The 18,642-nt window shown below is 38.3% G+C and carries 14 protein-coding genes; 5 read left to right on the plus strand and 9 right to left on the minus strand.

The window, feature by feature from the left end; all coding sequences use genetic code 11:
• Positions 1-44: 44 nt before the first annotated feature.
• Positions 45-3,140, minus strand: coding sequence for a multidrug efflux RND transporter permease subunit (locus tag J663_RS04285; RefSeq protein WP_033847961.1), 3,096 nt, complete (start codon positions 3,138-3,140; stop codon positions 45-47).
• Positions 3,141-3,403: 263 nt separating this feature from the next.
• On the opposite strand from J663_RS04285, the gene J663_RS04290 reads away from it, so the two are divergent.
• Positions 3,404-4,546, plus strand: a complete 1,143-nt coding sequence (locus tag J663_RS04290; RefSeq protein WP_033847963.1) for a glycerophosphodiester phosphodiesterase — start codon at positions 3,404-3,406, stop codon at positions 4,544-4,546.
• A 44-nt stretch (positions 4,547-4,590) separates the two neighbouring features.
• Here J663_RS04290 and J663_RS04295 read toward each other — a convergent pair whose 3' ends face one another.
• Positions 4,591-5,553: an MBL fold metallo-hydrolase gene (locus tag J663_RS04295; protein WP_033847964.1), complete on the minus strand. Its 963-nt coding sequence runs from the start codon at positions 5,551-5,553 to the stop codon at positions 4,591-4,593.
• A 106-nt stretch (positions 5,554-5,659) separates the two neighbouring features.
• Between J663_RS04295 and J663_RS04300 the strand changes: the two genes are divergently transcribed.
• Positions 5,660-6,034: a diacylglycerol kinase gene (locus tag J663_RS04300; RefSeq protein ID WP_002118962.1), complete on the plus strand. Its 375-nt coding sequence runs from the start codon at positions 5,660-5,662 to the stop codon at positions 6,032-6,034.
• 174 nt (positions 6,035-6,208) lie between these two features.
• Here the strand turns inward: J663_RS04300 and groL are convergent, their stop codons facing one another.
• From groL to J663_RS04320, 4 genes are all read right to left on the minus strand, one after another.
• On the minus strand, positions 6,209-7,843 hold the full coding sequence (gene groL / locus J663_RS04305; protein WP_033847965.1) for a chaperonin GroEL: 1,635 nt from the start codon (positions 7,841-7,843) through the stop codon (positions 6,209-6,211).
• 58 nt (positions 7,844-7,901) lie between these two features.
• On the minus strand, positions 7,902-8,192 hold the full coding sequence (locus J663_RS04310; protein ID WP_002120604.1) for a co-chaperone GroES: 291 nt from the start codon (positions 8,190-8,192) through the stop codon (positions 7,902-7,904).
• A 185-nt stretch (positions 8,193-8,377) separates the two neighbouring features.
• Entirely contained in the window at positions 8,378-9,136 is a 759-nt protein-coding gene (locus tag J663_RS04315) for a metallophosphoesterase family protein (RefSeq protein WP_033847967.1), read from the minus strand.
• Positions 9,117-10,055 (minus strand): diacylglycerol/lipid kinase family protein, encoded by a 939-nt coding sequence (locus J663_RS04320; RefSeq protein ID WP_002115559.1) that lies wholly within the window; start codon positions 10,053-10,055, stop codon positions 9,117-9,119. Before J663_RS04320 ends, J663_RS04315 begins: the two co-directional genes overlap by 20 nt.
• 391 nt (positions 10,056-10,446) lie before the next feature.
• Here J663_RS04320 and J663_RS04325 point away from each other — a divergent pair, with 391 nt between their 5' ends.
• The gene (locus tag J663_RS04325; protein WP_033847969.1) at positions 10,447-12,279 is read left to right on the plus strand and encodes a phosphoenolpyruvate carboxykinase (GTP); all 1,833 of its coding nucleotides are present in this window, start codon (positions 10,447-10,449) and stop codon (positions 12,277-12,279) included.
• A gap of 41 nt (positions 12,280-12,320) precedes the next feature.
• On the opposite strand, the gene glpD is transcribed toward J663_RS04325, so the two are convergent.
• Both glpD and glpK read right to left on the minus strand, forming a co-directional pair.
• Complete coding sequence (glpD, locus tag J663_RS04330; protein WP_033847971.1) at positions 12,321-13,838, minus strand: glycerol-3-phosphate dehydrogenase; 1,518 nt, start codon at positions 13,836-13,838, stop codon at positions 12,321-12,323.
• Positions 13,839-13,992: 154 nt separating this feature from the next.
• On the minus strand, positions 13,993-15,501 hold the full coding sequence (gene glpK, locus J663_RS04335) for a glycerol kinase GlpK (RefSeq protein ID WP_033847974.1): 1,509 nt from the start codon (positions 15,499-15,501) through the stop codon (positions 13,993-13,995).
• Between the two features lie 373 nt (positions 15,502-15,874).
• On the opposite strand from glpK, the gene J663_RS04340 reads away from it, so the two are divergent.
• Both J663_RS04340 and J663_RS04345 read left to right on the plus strand, forming a co-directional pair.
• Positions 15,875-17,206 (plus strand): MFS transporter, encoded by a 1,332-nt coding sequence (locus tag J663_RS04340; RefSeq protein ID WP_081404581.1) that lies wholly within the window; start codon positions 15,875-15,877, stop codon positions 17,204-17,206.
• A 116-nt stretch (positions 17,207-17,322) separates the two neighbouring features.
• Positions 17,323-17,745 (plus strand): hypothetical protein, encoded by a 423-nt coding sequence (locus tag J663_RS04345; protein ID WP_033847978.1) that lies wholly within the window; start codon positions 17,323-17,325, stop codon positions 17,743-17,745.
• A 22-nt stretch (positions 17,746-17,767) separates the two neighbouring features.
• On the opposite strand, the gene J663_RS04350 is transcribed toward J663_RS04345, so the two are convergent.
• Positions 17,768-18,436 (minus strand): class I SAM-dependent methyltransferase, encoded by a 669-nt coding sequence (locus J663_RS04350; protein ID WP_033847979.1) that lies wholly within the window; start codon positions 18,434-18,436, stop codon positions 17,768-17,770.
• Positions 18,437-18,642: the final 206 nt, after the last annotated feature.

Below are 18,642 nucleotides of genomic sequence, written 5' to 3' on the forward strand. Positions count from 1 at the left end.
TCTTAATATACTTGATTTAATACCTGTTTTTAAATTGTTTACTTTTAACTAGTAGCTTTCGATCTAAACAATGAACGCAATAACACGTACATGACTGGAATAAAGAACAGAACTAGTACTGTACCAAACATAACGCCACCTAAAATACTAATACCGATTTCTTGACGGCTTACAGCCCCTGCCCCTTGCGCAAAAACAAGAGGAATCACACCTGCACCAAAAGCCAAAGAAGTCATTAAAATCGGTCTTAAACGTAAGCTCGCGCCTTCTAAAGCTGCTTCATTTGCACTCTTACCTTTTTCTTGCGCCAAGGCAGCAAACTCAACAATTAAAATTGCATTTTTACAAGACAATCCAATTGTAGTTAATAGCGCAATTTGGAAATACACATCATTGGGCAGTCCAAAAAGATAAGAGAATATGACACTTCCTCCGACCCCTAGCGGAATAGAGGTCATCACGGCTGCAGGAATGCTTAAGCTTTCATAGAGTGCGGCTAAACATAGGAAAATAAAGCCTGCCGAAATTAAATATAACCAGACGGCCTGATTTGTCGACTTCTGTTCTTCAAAAGATAGACCGGTCCATGCCAAGCCAACGTCTTTTTGCTGATTTACGAGTTGTTCAACATCTTTCATTGCCTGACCTGAACTGCTGCCACTTGCAACATCTGCTTGAAGCTGTAAGGCACTATACCCCATATAACGTTTTACAATTTCAGGAGCACCGCCCCAACTGAAGTTAGCAAATGAGCTAAAAGGTACCATTTCATTTTGGTTATTACGTACAGACCAATTATATAAATCTTCCGGTTTTGATCTGAACTGGGCATCACCTTGAATCATAACGCGCTTGATACGACCACGGTCAATAAAGTCATTCACATACGTTCCACCCCACGCACTCGACAAAGTGTTGTTAATCGCGGGGAGCTCTAATCCATTTGCTAGTGCTTGCTTCTGGTCAATTTTGATATTGAGGTTTGCTTTACTATTAGTAGATTGCTTATCAAAGTTTTCAAAACTTGAATAGCTTTTGCTCTGCGTTTGCAACTGACGGAAGGTGTTATCTAGAAAATCTTGCCCTTGCCCATTCAAATCTTGAATCCATAAATCCAGACCATCGGTTTGTCCTAAACCATTGACTGAAGCGGGTAATGTCACATTAATTTGTGCATTATTGAACTGATTAAAATATTTCATCGCACGCTTTTGTATAGCGTCAGCTGAGTTTTCCTTACCTGTCCGTACATCCCAAGGTTTTAAGGCAATAAATCCCTGTGCCAAGTTCTGGCCTGTACCAGAATAATTCCGGCCATAGCGGATTAAAACCAAATCCACATTCTTATCTTCTTGAGTTAAGAAATATTGGCGGACTTGTTCTCCAATTTTCTGACTTTGCGATATCGGAGCACTATCAACAAGCTTAATTTGAACACTTAAAATGCCTTGGTCTTCTTTAGGAATAAATCCACTTTTTAAACCACTATAGAACAGTGCAAAAACAGCAATCAAAGCCACAAAAATCACGATAACCGATTTACTGTAGCGAATGCTTGTTTGGACAATCTTGATATATTGATTTTTAAGTTGATCAATTTTTTTGTTAAACCAAACTGCCCAGCGCATAGGCTCTGGATTGGGTTTTAAAATTAAAGCGCATAACGCAGGTGTTAACACTAATGCCACGACGAGTGATAACGCCATAGCGGCAACTAAAGTAATAGAAAACTGACGGTAAATCACGCCAATTGAGCCACCTAAAAACGACATTGGAATAAAAACAGCGGTTAAAACCAATGTAATTCCGACTAAGGCACCACTAATTTCTCCCATCGACTCAATGGCTGCTTCTTTCGGCGTTAAATGCTGTTCATGCATGAGCCGTTCAACATTCTCAACCACCACAATCGCATCATCTACTAGCAAACCAATCGCGAGCACCAATGCAAACAGCGTCAAGGTGTTAATACTAAAACCGAGCACATATAAAACAGCAAAAGTTCCCAAAATAACAACTGGAACGGTAATACTCGGAATGAGTGTAGCGCGCCAGCTTTGCAAGAATAGGAACATCACCAAAATAACTAAAATAATGGCTTCAATAAGCGTCTTTACAACTTCTTTAATAGACTCTTGAACAAACGGCGTATTATCTCGTGGATAAACAATTTTATAGCCAGCAGGTAGCTTGGTTGTAAGCTGATCTAGAGTTTGATGGATGAGTTTAGAGGTCTGAATCGCGTTTGCACCAGAAGATAGTGAAATGCCTAAACCAGCGGCCGGATAACCATTAATGGTGTTAAAAGACTGATAATTTTCTGCACCCAACTCGACTCTAGCAATATCTTTTAAGTAGACATAGCTCGCTGTTTGATTTGCTTTCACTACAATATTTTTAAAATCTTCGACTGTTTTTAGTCGAGATCCTGCGGTGACTTTCGTATTTAAATATTGTCCATCAATGACAGGTAAATCACCGATTGCACCTGCGGCAACTTGTGTATTTTGAGCAGTGATTGCATTCGCTACATCACTTGGCATTAAATTATATTGTTTTAATTTCTCTGGATTTAGCCAGATTCGCATCGCATATTGCGAACCGAAAACATCAGACTCACCCACCCCTTCAATACGGTTCAGGTCATCTACCACATGCGTAGTTAGATAGTCCGATAGCTCAATATTGCCCGATTTACCTGTAGAGTCATATAAGCCTACCACCATAAAAGTATCGCCGAGTGACTTACTCACGGTCACCCCTTGGCGTTGTACTTCATCGGGTAAACGTCTTATGACGCCACTAATACTATTTTGTACTTGGACCTGTGCTGTATCTGGATTTGTTCCATTATCAAAACTAATGGTAATTCGGCTACGTCCTGATGAATCACTGGTAGAGCTGAAATAAAGTAAATTATCAATACCTTGTATTTGTTGTTCTAAAATCTGAGTAACACTTTGCTCAACCGTTTGCGCATCCGCACCACTATAACTTGCCGATACTGTAATTTTAGGAGGGGCAATATCAGGATAGCGCTCTACGGGTAAATTCAGCACCGAGAAAATACCAAATGCCATAACAATAATTGCGAGTACACTGGCAAAAATGGGACGCTGAATAAAAAATTTAGATAGCATGGCTGCTCAGAATTAGGTCGTCAATTAACAGATGGCAATACCAAATTTGCCCTCTTGATCATCAACGAGCGATATAAAAAAGACAAGTAGAATTAACACAATAAATGCAATTAGAACAAAAACAAAGCAAGAACTGGCATTTCCTACAAACCCATAAACAAGGTTTTAACAAGTGTCACTGAAAATTCATGAATTCTTCATGATCACGTCAAGTTCAATCATCAGACTAAATACGTTTCGACTAAAACAATATGAGTAGAATTATGTTTAAAAGAGCACTTTTATGCTTAAGTTTAATTAGCTTGGTTGGTTGTAATGATGACGATAAAACTGAAAACTCACCAACCACACCAGAATATCAACTTCCTAAAATTTTAGTGGTAGGACACCGCGGCGCGAGTGCTTTACGTCCTGAACACACATTAGCTTCATATCAAAAAGCGATTGATGATGGCGCAGATTTCATTGAACCTGATCTAGTCTCTACAAAAGATGGCGTATTGGTTACTCGCCATGAAAATGAGATTGGTGGAACAACCAATGTAAGCACTTTAAGCCAGTTTGCAGATCGTAAAACAACAAAAAATATTGATGGTAAAGACTTAACAGGCTGGTTTACAGAAGACTTCACTTTAAGTGAATTACAGCAGCTTAAAGCGCGTGAACGCATTCCAGAGTTCCGTCCAGCAAACACAGCCTATAATGACCTCTACCCTGTCCCAACTCTAGAGCAAGTGATTGAACTGGCTGAAGCAAATTATAAGAAAACGGGAAAAATTATTGGTTTATATATTGAAACTAAACATCCGACTTACTTTAAAAACCAGAAACTGGCAATGGAAGATACCCTTCTTAAAACCTTAGCCAAATACGAATATACACGTGATATTGCACCTGTCTATTTACAGTCTTTTGAAGTGAGTAATTTAAAATATTTAAAAGATCAGCTCGACCTTCATAAAACGATTAAACATGCACAAATCATTCAATTATATGATGCTAAAACCTCTCAACCAGCCGACTTCGTTGAATCTGGCGAAACTAAAACTTATGCCGATTTAGCCACAGCACAAGGCTTAAAAGACGTGGCTAAATATGCAAACGGTGTAGGACCAAGCAAAGGCTATATTCTTAACTTTAATGACAATGGCTCGGTTCAAACGACTTCGTTTATTACTGATGCACATACAGCTGGCTTGAAAGTACATCCTTATACTTTCCGCCCAGAAAATAATTATTTACCAACGCCTTTAAAATGTAGTCAAGATAAGCCAGCTGAGCGCTGCCCATCTGGTGCTTTAAAAGAGTTTGAAGCCTATTTTAAAGCTGGTGTTGATGGAGTCTTTACAGATGACCCTGCACTTGGCCGTGAAGCCGTTATTAATTTTGAAAAAGCCACAAAATAATTAAAGTTTTTAATAAAAAACAGGGCAATAAATGCCCTGTTTTTTTATTTCTCTACAACATTATCAAAATAAAGTGGGATCCACTGATATTGCTCAGCATTTACTTTATAAACATGGCCAATACCCGGGAATGGTAAATGTGGTGCGGCAACCCATTGTTGCTTATTTGAAATTTCAGCAAACATTTTTAGACGGGTATTAATTGCCTGCTCAGAATTCACATCAAAATCTACCCCAGTTTTTGGAGCATCAAATTGCAATGAATGTGAGTGGACAATGTCTCCAACAAAAATGATTTGCTGATCATTACTTTTTAAGCGGAAGCTATGATGACCTGGTGTATGACCACGAGTATCAATCACCTCAAAACCTTGAATGACATTACCGTCTTTAAATGTCTTGAATGCTTTTTTTGCTTGGTATGGAGCAAGAGCAGTTTTTACGTTTTTAACAGTGCCCAAATAATTTTCTTTTTTGTCTGCTGGTACTGTTTTTTCAGAAGCTGGATTTAACCAGTAATCAGCTTCACGCTCATGTGCATATACAGTTGCATTTGGAAATACAGCTTTTCCATTTTGAGCAATACCACACACATGGTCTGGGTGTAGATGAGTAAGTAAAACAGTTTTTACATCAGCAAGCTTATAACCTGCTAATTCAATATTTTTTGCAATCGAGCCAAGTTGCGGGCCAAAACAACTTGCTGCACCACTGTCTACAAGCGTTAAGCTTTTTCCATCATCAACTAAAAATGCATTTACCGAGGTTTGAATCCCTTTCTCATTAACAGCAGCATATTTCGTTAAGATTTTAGTTTTCTGAGCCTGATTTAAGTTTTTGAATAAATCAGGATTTAAATAAATCGTACCATCAAGCAAAGAAGTTACGCGGTAGTTTCCAAATTGATGGTGATAATATCCTGGTACTTGCGGGGTTGCTGTTGGCTCAGCATAACTTGCATGGATGCTTCCAATTGCAAGGCCCAACGCTACACATAATTTTTTCATCTTTTCTTCTCTATTGAGTTATAAAGTCGAAATCTTTAAAAAAGATTTAATAATTTTTTAAGACCCAAATTATATAATGCATGAAAAGTGTCAGAAATATAAGTATATGAATAGCTATTCTCCCTATAAGGGTAAAAGCGGTCTTAAGCGCATATTAAATGCAACGGGCTACTCTATTTCAGGATTTAAAGCAGCTTATAAAAATGAGGCAGCTTTTCGCCAAATTGTTTTGATTAATATTATTTTGATTCCGGTTAGTTTTTTTCTTGATGTGAGCCGTAGTGAACATGTATTACTGATTATTGTATGTCTTTTTGCAATGATCGTTGAGCTATTCAACTCTGCTATTGAGGCTGTGGTTGACCGAGTTTCTCTTGAAAAACATCAGCTTTCTAAAAATGCAAAAGATATGGGAAGTGCTGCCCAATTTGTTGCACTCTCTATCATTGCTATTACATGGTTAATTATTTTATTAGGCTAAAAAAAACCATGCCTACAAGTAAATAAGCATGGTTGTAACAAAAGAGGAACTTCTAGCTGCTGTTCCTGTTTTTAATATAAATAATGGAACTTAATTATTTCTTAAAATTACGTGAAAAATAAAAAAATCCCTGCATAAGCAGGGATTTTTTTTGGTTAAAGCGTTGATGCGTTATTACATCATTCCGCCCATACCACCCATGCCGCCCATATCTGGAACAGCTGGTTTATCTTCAGGAATATCAGTAATCATACATTCTGTAGTTAACATTAAGCCAGCAACAGAAGCAGCATGCTCAAGTGCAGAACGAGTTACTTTAGCCGGGTCAAGAATACCCATTTCTAACATATCGCCATATTCACCAGTTGCAGCGTTGTAACCAAAGTTACCTTCACCACCTTTAACTGCATTGATCACTACAGATGGCTCATCACCAGCGTTTGCAACGATTTGACGAAGTGGAGCTTCGATCGCACGGCGTAAAATGTTGATACCTGCTGTTTGATCTTCATTAGCGCCTTTTAAGCCATCTAATACATTAACCGCACGTACTAGAGCAACACCACCACCAGCAACAACACCTTCTTCAACCGCAGCACGAGTTGCATGAAGCGCGTCGTCTACACGGTCTTTCTTCTCTTTCATTTCAACTTCAGTCGCTGCACCGATTTTAATTACAGCAACACCGCCTGCTAATTTAGCAACGCGTTCTTGTAATTTTTCACGGTCATATTCTGAAGTAGATTCTTCAATTTGAGCACGGATTTGTTGAACGCGCTCAGCAATACCAGCAGCATCACCAGCACCATCAACAATAACAGTGTTTTCTTTAGACACAGTGATCTTGTGCGCAGTACCTAAATCTTGAAGAGTTGCTTGCTCTAAAGACATACCAACTTCTTCAGAAATAACAGTTGCACCAGTCAAGATTGCGATGTCTTGAAGCATTGCTTTACGGCGGTCACCGAAACCAGGAGCTTTAACAGCACATACTTTGATAATACCGCGCATGTTGTTTACTACAAGTGTAGCAAGCGCTTCACCTTCAACATCTTCAGCGATGATAAGAAGTGGTTTACCAGTTTTTGCAACTGCTTCTAAAACAGAAATCAATTCACGAATGTTGCTGATTTTCTTGTCTACAAGAAGAATGAACGGGTTTTCAAGTTCAGCAGTTAAAGTATCTTGTTTGTTTGCAAAGTATGGAGAGATATAACCACGATCAAACTGCATACCTTCCACAACGTCTAACGCGTCTTCGAAGCCAGAACCTTCTTCTACAGTAATTACGCCTTCTTTACCTACTTTTTCCATCGCTTGAGCGATAAGTTTACCAACAGTAGTATCAGAGTTAGCAGAGATAGAACCTACTTGCTCGATCGCTTTGAAATCGTCAGCTGGTTTTGCATTTGAACGGATATTTTCAACTACAGTTTTTACTGCGATATCGATACCACGTTTTAAATCCATTGGGTTCATACCTGCAGTTACAGATTTGATCCCTTCATTTAAAATTGCTTGAGCAAGTACAGTTGCAGTTGTCGTACCGTCACCAGCGATATCGTTAGTTTTGCTAGAAACTTCACGAACAAGTTGAGCACCCATGTTTTCAAACTTGTCTTTTAATGAAATTTCTTTGGCAACAGTTACGCCGTCTTTAGTGATGTGCGGAGCACCGAAAGAACGATCGATAACAACGTTACGTCCTTTAGGGCCTAAAGTCACTTTAACCGCATCTGCAAGTACGTTTACACCTGCAATCATTTTTGAGCGAGCTGAATCACCAAATTTTACGTCTTTAGCTGACATATTAAACTCCGAATCTTTTTAAATACTGAATCTGATAATGAATTGAGTTATGGATTGATTAGCCTTCCAACACAGCTAAAATGTCTGACTCTTTCATGATTAAGAGTTCTTCACCACTTACTTTCACTGTTGTACCTGCATAAGTACCAAACAATACTTTGTCACCAACTTTAACATCCAAAGCACGTACGCCATTCTCAGTGATTTGACCATTACCTACTGCAATTACTTCACCTTGAGATGGTTTTTCAGCAGCAGAACCTGGAAGTAAAATACCACCAGCAGTTTTGGTTTCTTCTTCTACGCGACGAATTACAACGCGATCATGTAATGGACGAATGTTGCTCATAATTAACTCCATCAGACTAAGTCTTTTTGATTAATCGTTATTGCTTTAATCCAGAGCAATAACAAAATATTTAGATGTCACTTTTGTGGGGATGAAAAAAAAGGCTTCAAGGGGAAATAAGAAAAATTTTTCTATTTTTTGAATATTTTTTAAACAATCAAATATTTAAACTCATCTAAACCAAATCAATCAGAAGTGAATTCAGCCAACTGTGCATTAAACCAATAATGATTAATTTTTCCTTCATTTGAAATGACATTAAAACTATTTGGAACATGATAATGCAAACGGCTAGAAGTTGCTGTTCCTGCATGAATATCATAAATAGGATGATCTATCTTTAATTGATAAATTTGCGTTAAATCATATACAGCAGTTTTATGTAAATGCCCGTGTAACATTCCAAATAGCCCCGTTGTACTCCATTTTTCGAGTGCCATTTTTCCTAATACAGGACAATCTTTAATACCATGCTCATCATCAGGTGGAGTATAAAAAGGTTGATGGAAAACAACTAATTTGATTTTATCCGCTGGCGCTTGCTGTAATCGCTCATATGTAGTTTGAATTTGCTCAATCGAAATATGTCCACGAGTATGATAACGACGGCGAATACTATTCACCCCAACAATATAAAAATGTTCAGTTTCTATAGTTGGTTCAAGCTGGCCAAAAAAATATTGGTAGCGAGTAAATGGTGAGAAAAAACGGTTCCAGATATGGTACAACGGAATATCGTGATTACCAGGCACAACAAGATAAGGAATATTAAGGCTATCTAAAAACTGACGGCATTTATAAAACTGTTGATATCGGGCACGTTGAGTAATATCACCACTCACCACAATGACTTCAGGTTTATGTTGAGTGCAAAAAAGTCGGATTGCATCTAAACATGCCTCAACTTCTGTTCCAAAATGCAGATCAGACAGATGTAACAACATTTGGCACCATAATATTTAAAGCATTCTTTTCTACAGAGAAATTTAAAGGTGCTTTCATCTCTAATATTTCACCATCTAAAGCTACTGTAAGTTTTGATCTTTTTGCACAATCTACCACCACATGATCTGCACAAAAACTATAAACATCTTGTGTCTCTTCTACTTTACCTTGAATCCACTGCCACAACATGTTTAATAAACTAAGCCTATCACTTTTCGTAATGACCACTCCAGCGACCCGACCTTGTGCAGCACATTCGGCAATTCTTAGTTTCATATCACACAACTGCAACTGATTATTACCAAAGAAAATTAGAGGGGTTTTGACTGGATATTTCTTCCCATCAACTGTGACGGAAAGTTTCATGGATTTATTTTCTCTTAATAAAACATCCAGCGCTGAGGTATAGGCATGTAAAGGTAAGCGTCCTAAATATTTATTATAAAGCTCACGTTTCTTTATAAATAATGGATAAAGTCCTAAACTCGCATTATTTAAATAAACATGGTCATTAATTGTCGCAATATGTACAGAGCGTGGTGTACCTGTAGCGATGACTTCAGCAGCTTCTAACAAATCCAAAGGAATATCTAAAACTTTAGCGACATAATTAAAAGTTCCCAAAGGTAATATTCCCATTGGAATATGAGTATGTCTAAGTTTTGATGCTACCGCATTTAACGTTCCATCCCCACCCGCTGCAACAACAACACCTAAATTTGCATTTTGACTATGCCGATGTATCACTTGACTCATCAAATCATCAAAAGAAACATCTTCCGCTAATTCAAAAACTTGTATTTCAAAACCAAATTCGGTGAACACAGTCATTAACTGTTCATACATATCTTCATGTTTTGATGCATGAAAACCCGACTTTTGGTTATAAATGATAGAGAGAGGTTTTAAAGTCCGCATTTTTATTATCTTAGGGGATTCGTCCTGAATATTGTATATAAAAACGCCTAATAAAAGTCTCTTTATGTAAATTTTGAATGAAGATCATTTGTTTAATCAATAATAATTCTCAAGAAAAAAAACAAGAATCAAGATATTGATTTTTAAGGAAATAAATAATATAAATAACACACATACAACATAAAAATATTGAGAATAAGATATTGTAAAAAACTACAAGTTAATGATTTAAATGAGAAAAATATAAAAAAGTAAAATATCTATTTCTTAGTCTTTAGTCTTATTTTTTTTATGATTTTGTGCTTTAATACAGCCACTTTTTTATTTGATCTTTCATTGTACCTCTCAATGAATGACTTGTACGTTGTACATATTTTGAATAGGCCTCACCATGACCACAGTGAACGCACCAGAATTCGTTCGTCATCCTAAGCTTATCGCATGGGTTGAAGAAATTGCAAACTTAACCAAACCAGCAAAAATCGAATGGTGTGACGGAAGCGAAGAAGAGTATCAACGTCTAATCGACTTGATGATCGCTAACGGCACCATGCAGAAATTAAACCAAGAAAAACATCCTGGTTCTTATCTTGCAAATTCTGACCCATCTGACGTTGCACGTGTTGAAGACCGTACTTACATCTGCTCTCAAAATAAAGAAGATGCTGGTGCGACAAACAACTGGGAAAACCCAGCTGTTATGCGTGAAAAATTAAATGGTTTATTTGAAGGCTCAATGGAAGGCCGTACCATGTACGTTGTTCCTTTCTCAATGGGTCCTTTAGGTAGCCATATTGCTCATATCGGTATTGAGTTAACTGACTCTCCTTACGTTGCTGTTAGCATGCGTAAAATGGCACGTATGGGTAAAGCAGTTTATGACGTATTAGGTACAGACGGCGAGTTTGTTCCTTGCGTACATACAGTAGGTGCTCCACTTACTGAAGGTCAACAAGATGTTGCTTGGCCATGTAACCCTGAAAAATATATCGTTCATTACCCAGAAACTCGTGAAATCTGGTCTTTCGGTTCTGGTTACGGCGGTAACGCATTACTTGGCAAAAAATGTTTAGCTCTTCGTATCGCTTCTGTCATGGGACGCGAACAAGGTTGGTTAGCTGAACACATGCTTATTCTTGGTGTAACTAACCCTCAAGGTGAAAAACACTACATCGCTGCAGCATTCCCGTCTGCATGTGGTAAAACAAACTTTGCAATGTTAATTCCACCAGCAGGTTATGAAGGTTGGAAAATCGAAACTGTAGGTGACGATATTGCTTGGATCAAACCAGGTGAAGATGGTCGTTTATATGCGATTAACCCTGAAGCTGGTTTCTTCGGTGTAGCTCCTGGTACAAACACCAAGACTAACCCGAACTGTATGGCAACTCTTCATAAAGATGTTATCTATACAAACGTAGCAGTAACTGAAGACGGTCAAGTATGGTGGGAAGGTCTTTCTAAAGAAGTTCCAACAAACTTAACTAACTGGAAAGGTCAACCTCACGTAAATGGTGAAAAAGCAGCCCATCCAAATGCTCGCTTCACTGTTGCAGCTGGTCAATGCCCTTCTATCGATGCTGACTGGGAAAATCCAGCAGGTGTTCCAATTTCTGCATTTATCTTTGGCGGTCGCCGTGCAGATACAGTTCCTTTAGTTTCTGAAGCTTTCGACTGGGTTGACGGTGTATATAAAGCGGCAACTATGGGTTCTGAAACTACTGCTGCTGCTGTTGGTCAACAAGGTATCGTTCGTCGTGACCCATTCGCGATGCTTCCATTTGCTGGCTATAACATGGCTGACTACTTTGATCACTGGTTAAACCTTGGTCAACAAGTAAGCACAAAAGCTGAAGCAGCTGGTAATAAATTACCAAAAATCTTCAATGTAAACTGGTTCCGTCGTGATGCTGAAGGCAACTTCGTATGGCCTGGTTTCGGTCAAAACATGCGTGTTCTTGAGTGGATCATTGATCGTTGTGAAGGTCGTGCAAACGCTGTTGAAACACCAATTGGTCTTGTTCCAACATATGACGACTTGAACTGGGAAGGTACTGAATTCTCTAAAGAAGAATTTGACCTAATCACAGCTCAAGATAAAGATCAGTGGATTACTGAAATTGAAAGCCACACTGATTTATTTAATAAACTCGGTGATCGCTTACCGAAAGCATTAAAAGAACGTCAAGCAGCTTTACTTGAAGCTGTAAAAACTGGCTTCTAATTGCTATATATAAAAAAGGTCGCTATATGCGACCTTTTTTATTATGCGGCATCATCTTTTTGTCGACGCTCAGATAAATAAACTTCTAATACTTTTATTTGTTTTTCATCAAATGCCAGACCTAGTTTTGTTCTACGCCACAATATATCCTCAGCAGTAGTTGCCCATTCATATTCACATAAGTATTTGACTTCGCATTCAAATAAATCATGTCCAAAATTCTGGCCTAATTGCTCTATTGCATTTCTCTCTTGGAGCATATTCCAGACTCTTGTGCCATATGCATGTGCCCAACGGTTAGCAAGTGATTCAGACACTCCACTTACACGTGAATAAATCTGATGCGTTAAATCATCTAGTGTTGTCCAGTTTTCAGCGCCAGGTAATGGCTCATCTGCAGTCCACTCCTCTGCCATATTACTAAAAAACGGGGATAGATCTTCTAAAGCAGTCTCTGCCAGTTTCCGATAAGTCGTGATCTTGCCGCCAAATATAGATAACAAAGGTGCTTTTTTATGTTCAGCCTGTAATGCCAAGGTATAGTCACGTGTAATCGCTGAAGGATTATCAGATTCATCATCACATAAAGCACGTACACCCGAGTACTGGCTTACAATATCAGCTCGAGTTAACTGCTTTTTAAAATGTGAATTGGCCACTGTTAAGAGGTAATCAATTTCTACCTCTGTGATCTCTACCTCTTGTGGATCACCTATATATTCCTGATCTGTCGTACCAATCAGTGTATATTTTTCTAAATAAGGAATGGCAAACACGATGCGTCGATCTTCGTTTTGCATAATGAAGGCTTTATGACAGTCATATAATTTTGGCACAACAATATGACTTCCTTGGATCAGCCGAATTCGATAGGGCGATTTTAGCTTCAGATTTTCACTAATAATTTCTTCAACCCAAGGACCAGCTGCATTCACTAAAGCTCTTGCACGTACCTGATAAAACTCTGCTCCGCTTTGTAACTCCAGATGCCACAGCTCTTGTTCCCGATAAGCTTTAATACAACGCGTACGCGTTACGACTTTGGCACCTTTCTCTTTGGCCTGTAATGCATTTAACACTACAAGACGTGCATCATCTACAGTACAGTCAGAATATTCAAAACCACGCGTTATAGCCGGTTTTAAAGGACTATCTTCTTTGAAATAAATAAGATTTGAGCCTAATAATTTTTCTCGTTTTCCCAAATGATCATAAAAAAACAAGCCCGCCCGAATTAACCATGCAGGACGTAAATGTGGTCGATGAGGCATAATAAAGCGCATTGGTTTAATAATATGTGGAGCTTTAGCCAACAACACTTCACGCTCTGCTAAAGCTTCTCTAACCAGTCGAAATTCTTTATGCTCTAAATAGCGCAGACCACCATGGATTAATTTGCTGCTAGCAGATGAGGTGTGACTAGCTAAATCATCTTTTTCACATAAAAATACCGATAGTCCACGGCCTGCAGCATCATTAGCAATACCAACACCATTAATACCGCCACCGATCATGGCAATGTCATATATTTTTGAATAATCATTAGGCTGTATTTTCATTTCTCATTTTCTTTTTATTGTTGATCTTATAAAAATTAAAACACCAAATGGAAGAAACAACAATCAAAAAAGTAGAATAATCAATTTTAAATAACTAAGTGTTTAACCGTTAATTGATTACCCTACTATTGAATTCAAACAATTAAAGAACGAATTAATCCTCAGCCCAACTTTGACTACGCTTAACTGCCTTGAGCCACCCCTTATAAATAATTTCTGATTGTTCAGAAGACATTTTTGGCTCAAATACCTTTTCTATGGCAGATTTATTTCTTAACTCATGTAGATCTTGCCAGAAACCCGTCGCCAGTCCAGCAAGGAAAGCTGCACCCAAAGCTGTGGTTTCTTTCATTATTGGACGTTCTACTGGTGTTGCTAAAATATCGGCCTGAAATTGCATTAAGAAATTATTTTCCGTCACTCCCCCATCAACACGGAGTGTACGGAGCTTTTCTTCTGCATCTTGCTGCATTGCATCCAAAACATCTCGGGTTTGAAAAGCAATAGACTCTAAAGTTGCACGAATAATATGTTCAATACTGGCTCCACGTGTGAGACCAAAAATTGCTCCTCGAGCAGTTGGGTCCCAATACGGTGCACCTAACCCTGTAAAAGCAGGTACAACATATACACCGTTACTGTCTTTCACACGTGTTGCATAAAGTTCAGAATCTTTAGCATTCTTAATGACTTTTAATTCATCGCGTAACCACTGCACGCAAGAACCCCCATTAAACACGGCACCCTCTAAGGCATAGTTCACCTCACCACTCGCACCACATGCAATAGTAGTTAGTAACCCATGTTCTGAACGGACAATCTTTTTACCTGTGTTCATTAATAGAAAACAGCCTGTGCCATAGGTATTTTTTGCCTGGCCAGACTCAACACACATTTGACCGAACAGTGCGGCTTGTTGATCACCTGCGATTCCTGCAATGGGGATACCAACTTCTTGCCCACTAATGGTATGTGTATATCCATAAACCTCAGATGAGCTACGTACTTCGGGTAACATTGCTCGAGGAATACCTAAAACTTGTAAAAGTTTTTCATCCCATTCTAGCTTTTCGATATCAAACAGCATAGTTCGTGAAGCATTGGTAAAATCAGTGACATGGACTGTACCATTGGTTAGTTTCCAGATTAACCAAGTATCCACCGTACCGAACAACAACTCTCCTCGCTCAGCACGTTCACGGCTTCCTTCAACATGGTCTAAAATCCATTTAATTTTTGTGGCCGAAAAATAGGGATCAATCACCAAACCCGTTGTTTTACGTATGTATTCTTGCCATCCTGCTTTATGCAATTGATTGCATATCTCAGTCGTTTGTCGACTTTGCCAAACAATCGCATTGTAAATAGGCTTGCCTGTTTTTTTATCCCAAACAATTGTGGTTTCACGTTGATTTGTAATCCCAATTGCTGCAACTTGCTCACTCTTAATGCCTGCTTGAGCTAGAGCCTCTACCCACACAGCACTTTGCGTAGCCCAAATTTCCATAGGGTCATGCTCGACCCAGCCAGGCTGCGGATAAATCTGGGTAAATTCTTTCTGAGCAATACTTACAACGTTAGCATCATGGTCTAAAACAATTGCTCTTGAACTCGTTGTTCCCTGATCAAAAGCAACAATATATTTTTTCAGGCAATTTGACATCTGAATGTCCCTTTCATTATCCACACACATCTAGTCCACAATGCCAAAACATCATGCCTAACTGTATTTATTTAAAATTTTCTTTGGAATATATCATTATTTTTAAGGCATATAGGTTTTCTTCGCCCAAACTCTACTCATTCTTTATTAGTTTTTACTATTTGGAAAAAAATAATAGGCTAAATAACCGAATAAGATCATAAAAATGGACTAATCGGCTAATTTGAAATCATATAAATATTCAACTTATTCCTTTGCTTAAATAATAAACATTGTTTTACAGACATAAAAAAAATAAAGTGAAATACTCCTCTAGAAAATATGTAAAAACGGAATAAATCTTCTCTTTTTTAGCATTCAACCCAAGCGAAACATGGAGCGACTCATGGTTGATCAACCTTCTACCGCAACAACTCCACATTCTAATTTAGATACAAAAACTCGTCTAAAATCCATTTTGGGCGGTTCTGCCGGTAACCTTGTTGAATGGTATGACTGGTATGTATATGCAGCATTTACGCTCTATTTTGCTCATGCTTTTTTCCCGAAAGGTAGCCAGACAGCTCAGCTCCTTCAAGCGGCCGCAATTTTTGCTGTAGGCTTTTTAATGCGCCCAATCGGTGCATGGATTATGGGAATCTATTCAGACCGTAAAGGTCGTAAAGCGGGTCTGACCCTTTCCGTCACTTTAATGTGTATAGGTTCGCTGCTTATTGCCGTGACACCAAGTTATGAAAGTATTGGTGTATTTGCCCCTCTTCTTTTAGTTATCGCTCGTTTAATTCAAGGCTTAAGTGTAGGCGGTGAATATGGTGCTAGTGCTACCTATTTAAGTGAAATGGCTGAAAGAAATCGACGTGGTTTTTTCTCTAGTTTCCAATATGTCACCTTGATTGCTGGGCAGCTCACAGCTCTATGCGTTCTATTAATATTACAAATGGTATTAAGCGAAGAACAACTACATGATTGGGGATGGCGTATCCCATTCTTTATCGGGGCTTTACTTGCGATTGTAGTTTTCCGTATTCGACGTGGCCTACTAGAAACTCAATCTTTTAAAAATGCTCAGGCAGAGACAGACCAGCCAAAATCAGGCATGTTTGCTTTATTTAAACATTACCCTAAAGAAGCTTTCACAGTATTGTTTTTAACAGCTGGCGGGACTTTAGCTTTTTATACTTATACGACTTATCTGCAAAAATATTTAGTCAATACTTCTGGATTTACCAAACCTGAAGCCACTCAAATTACAACTTTAGCGCTATTTATTTTTATGTGTCTACAGCCTGTAGCAGGTGCTTTATCAGATCGCATTGGTCGAAAACCGCTTATGATTTTCTTCGGAATAACAGGTGTTTTATTCACATACGTTTTATTTGATGCACTCGCAAATACACATAACTATTGGACAGCTTTCTGGTTATGTTTTGGAGGTCTCGTAATGGTGACTGGCTACACTTCAATTAATGCTGTAGTGAAAGCCGAACTTTTCCCTGCGCACATTCGCGCTTTAGGAGTTGCATTACCTTACGCGATTGCCAATACGTTATTTGGCGGAACAGCAGAGTTCTTTGCTTTAAGTTTTAAAGAAGCTGGGCATGAATCCTGGTACTTTATTTATGTAAGTATCATGATCTTCATTTCTCTCATTATTTATATTTTTATGAAAGACACCAAGCATCACTCAAAAATCAAAGAACATTAATACGTTACCAATAAGGGCTAATATCGTTCGCCGATGTTAGCTCAAATCATGAGATTAAGCCCAACAACCTTTGTATTTTATGAGATACTAGCTATAAGAAAATAAGGACGATACTGATGAATAGAAGTATTTTATGCTTGGCATTAAGTAGTATGTTTATTTTAACTGCTTGTCAGACTACCCCTCGACAATATAATGGTTCAACTGGATATCAGATTGAAAACCAAACAAAAACTTCAGCGACTTTAGCTTACACTTTAGCGGGTCGTAGTAACCAGCAACTCGATGAACGTAAATTACAACGTGCTTGTCAGAATGTACTAGGTGCTCAGAAAGTTTATAAATTATCAATTTTGAGTATCAACGAAATTCCTAATCCAGCGAAAGATGAGCATTATGGAATTCAACTCGGCGAAACTCGTGCTTCTTTTGGTTTATCAAACACACCTAGCTTAAATAATGGTGAAGACTATGCAACTCGCCAAGCGCTTGAAGCACGTCCAAGCACATTAAAAGTTGTTCGTTATACTTGTTCATAAAAGAAAAAAAGACGCTGTTCTTTTACAGCGTCTTATAAAAACTTACATTTCTAAACTCTTTAGCTTCATCCAGATCAGGCCATGTAGAAGCACTTCTTTCATCAATCTTTTGATATTTGGGATGACTAAAGTTCTTAACACGGCTATCTGCGACCCAAACCTCTGGCGCAAACTTTAAAAATTCATCTAAGAAAAAGCGGTTACATTGATCGTATAAAACATCAGCTGCCAATAAAATATCAACATGCTCAGCCTTATATAAATCATCTAAATATTCTAGCTCAACATTATTAAGTAAAGCATTTTCATGGCAAGCATTCAAACTAACTTGATCGATATCACAGCAGATGACTCGTTTCGCTCCTGCCATTTTTGCAGCAATTGCCACTACACCAGAACCAGCTCCGAAATCCAAAACAACTTTATCTTTAACATGTTGCGGCTCTGCAAGTAACCACTGTGCCATTGCTAAACCAGATGCCCAACAAAAAATCCAATACGGCGTATCATTCCAAATACGGCGAATAACTTCATCATCCAATCGATCAGTTGGAAAAACTGGTGGAATCAACCATAAAGAAATAGGCGTTTCAGGCAACTGTTGTACCATCAACTCACAATTGGGAATAACTTCATTTAGTGCTTGAAGTAAATGTTGAGGGGCTTTGGCAAATTGAAAGGTGCAGCTCATAAATAAGCTCAAAAATTTATAATTACTATTTGATCATCTACATCGCGAGCAAGACTAAAACAGCGGCTTATAACATGATAGCGTTTAGTTACTAAAAAATACGTTAGTTCAATTCCAATGTATTAATTACAGCAACCGTTTTGGTCTTGCGTAGCTTCGCTACTCATCCCGAAAGAAAAGTAACATACAAGCTCCTAACATTTGCG

Source organism: Acinetobacter sp. 826659 (genome assembly GCF_000588515.1).
Lineage (GTDB): Bacteria > Pseudomonadota > Gammaproteobacteria > Pseudomonadales > Moraxellaceae > Acinetobacter > Acinetobacter pittii.

Coding starts and splice junctions, on each gene's coding strand:
- J663_RS04345 (WP_033847978.1), top strand. CDS start 17,323: ATGAATAGAAGTATTTTATGCTTGGCATTAAGTAGTATGTTTATTTTA.
- groL (WP_033847965.1), bottom strand. CDS start 7,843: ATGTCAGCTAAAGACGTAAAATTTGGTGATTCAGCTCGCTCAAAAATG.
- J663_RS04300 (WP_002118962.1), top strand. CDS start 5,660: ATGAATAGCTATTCTCCCTATAAGGGTAAAAGCGGTCTTAAGCGCATA.
- J663_RS04310 (WP_002120604.1), bottom strand. CDS start 8,192: ATGAGCAACATTCGTCCATTACATGATCGCGTTGTAATTCGTCGCGTA.
- J663_RS04290 (WP_033847963.1), top strand. CDS start 3,404: ATGTTTAAAAGAGCACTTTTATGCTTAAGTTTAATTAGCTTGGTTGGT.
- J663_RS04295 (WP_033847964.1), bottom strand. CDS start 5,553: ATGAAAAAATTATGTGTAGCGTTGGGCCTTGCAATTGGAAGCATCCAT.
- J663_RS04285 (WP_033847961.1), bottom strand. CDS start 3,140: ATGCTATCTAAATTTTTTATTCAGCGTCCCATTTTTGCCAGTGTACTC.
- J663_RS04315 (WP_033847967.1), bottom strand. CDS start 9,136: ATGTTGTTACATCTGTCTGATCTGCATTTTGGAACAGAAGTTGAGGCA.
- J663_RS04350 (WP_033847979.1), bottom strand. CDS start 18,436: ATGAGCTGCACCTTTCAATTTGCCAAAGCCCCTCAACATTTACTTCAA.
- J663_RS04325 (WP_033847969.1), top strand. CDS start 10,447: ATGACCACAGTGAACGCACCAGAATTCGTTCGTCATCCTAAGCTTATC.
- glpD (WP_033847971.1), bottom strand. CDS start 13,838: ATGAAAATACAGCCTAATGATTATTCAAAAATATATGACATTGCCATG.
- glpK (WP_033847974.1), bottom strand. CDS start 15,501: ATGTCAAATTGCCTGAAAAAATATATTGTTGCTTTTGATCAGGGAACA.
- J663_RS04340 (WP_081404581.1), top strand. CDS start 15,875: ATGGAGCGACTCATGGTTGATCAACCTTCTACCGCAACAACTCCACAT.
- J663_RS04320 (WP_002115559.1), bottom strand. CDS start 10,055: ATGCGGACTTTAAAACCTCTCTCTATCATTTATAACCAAAAGTCGGGT.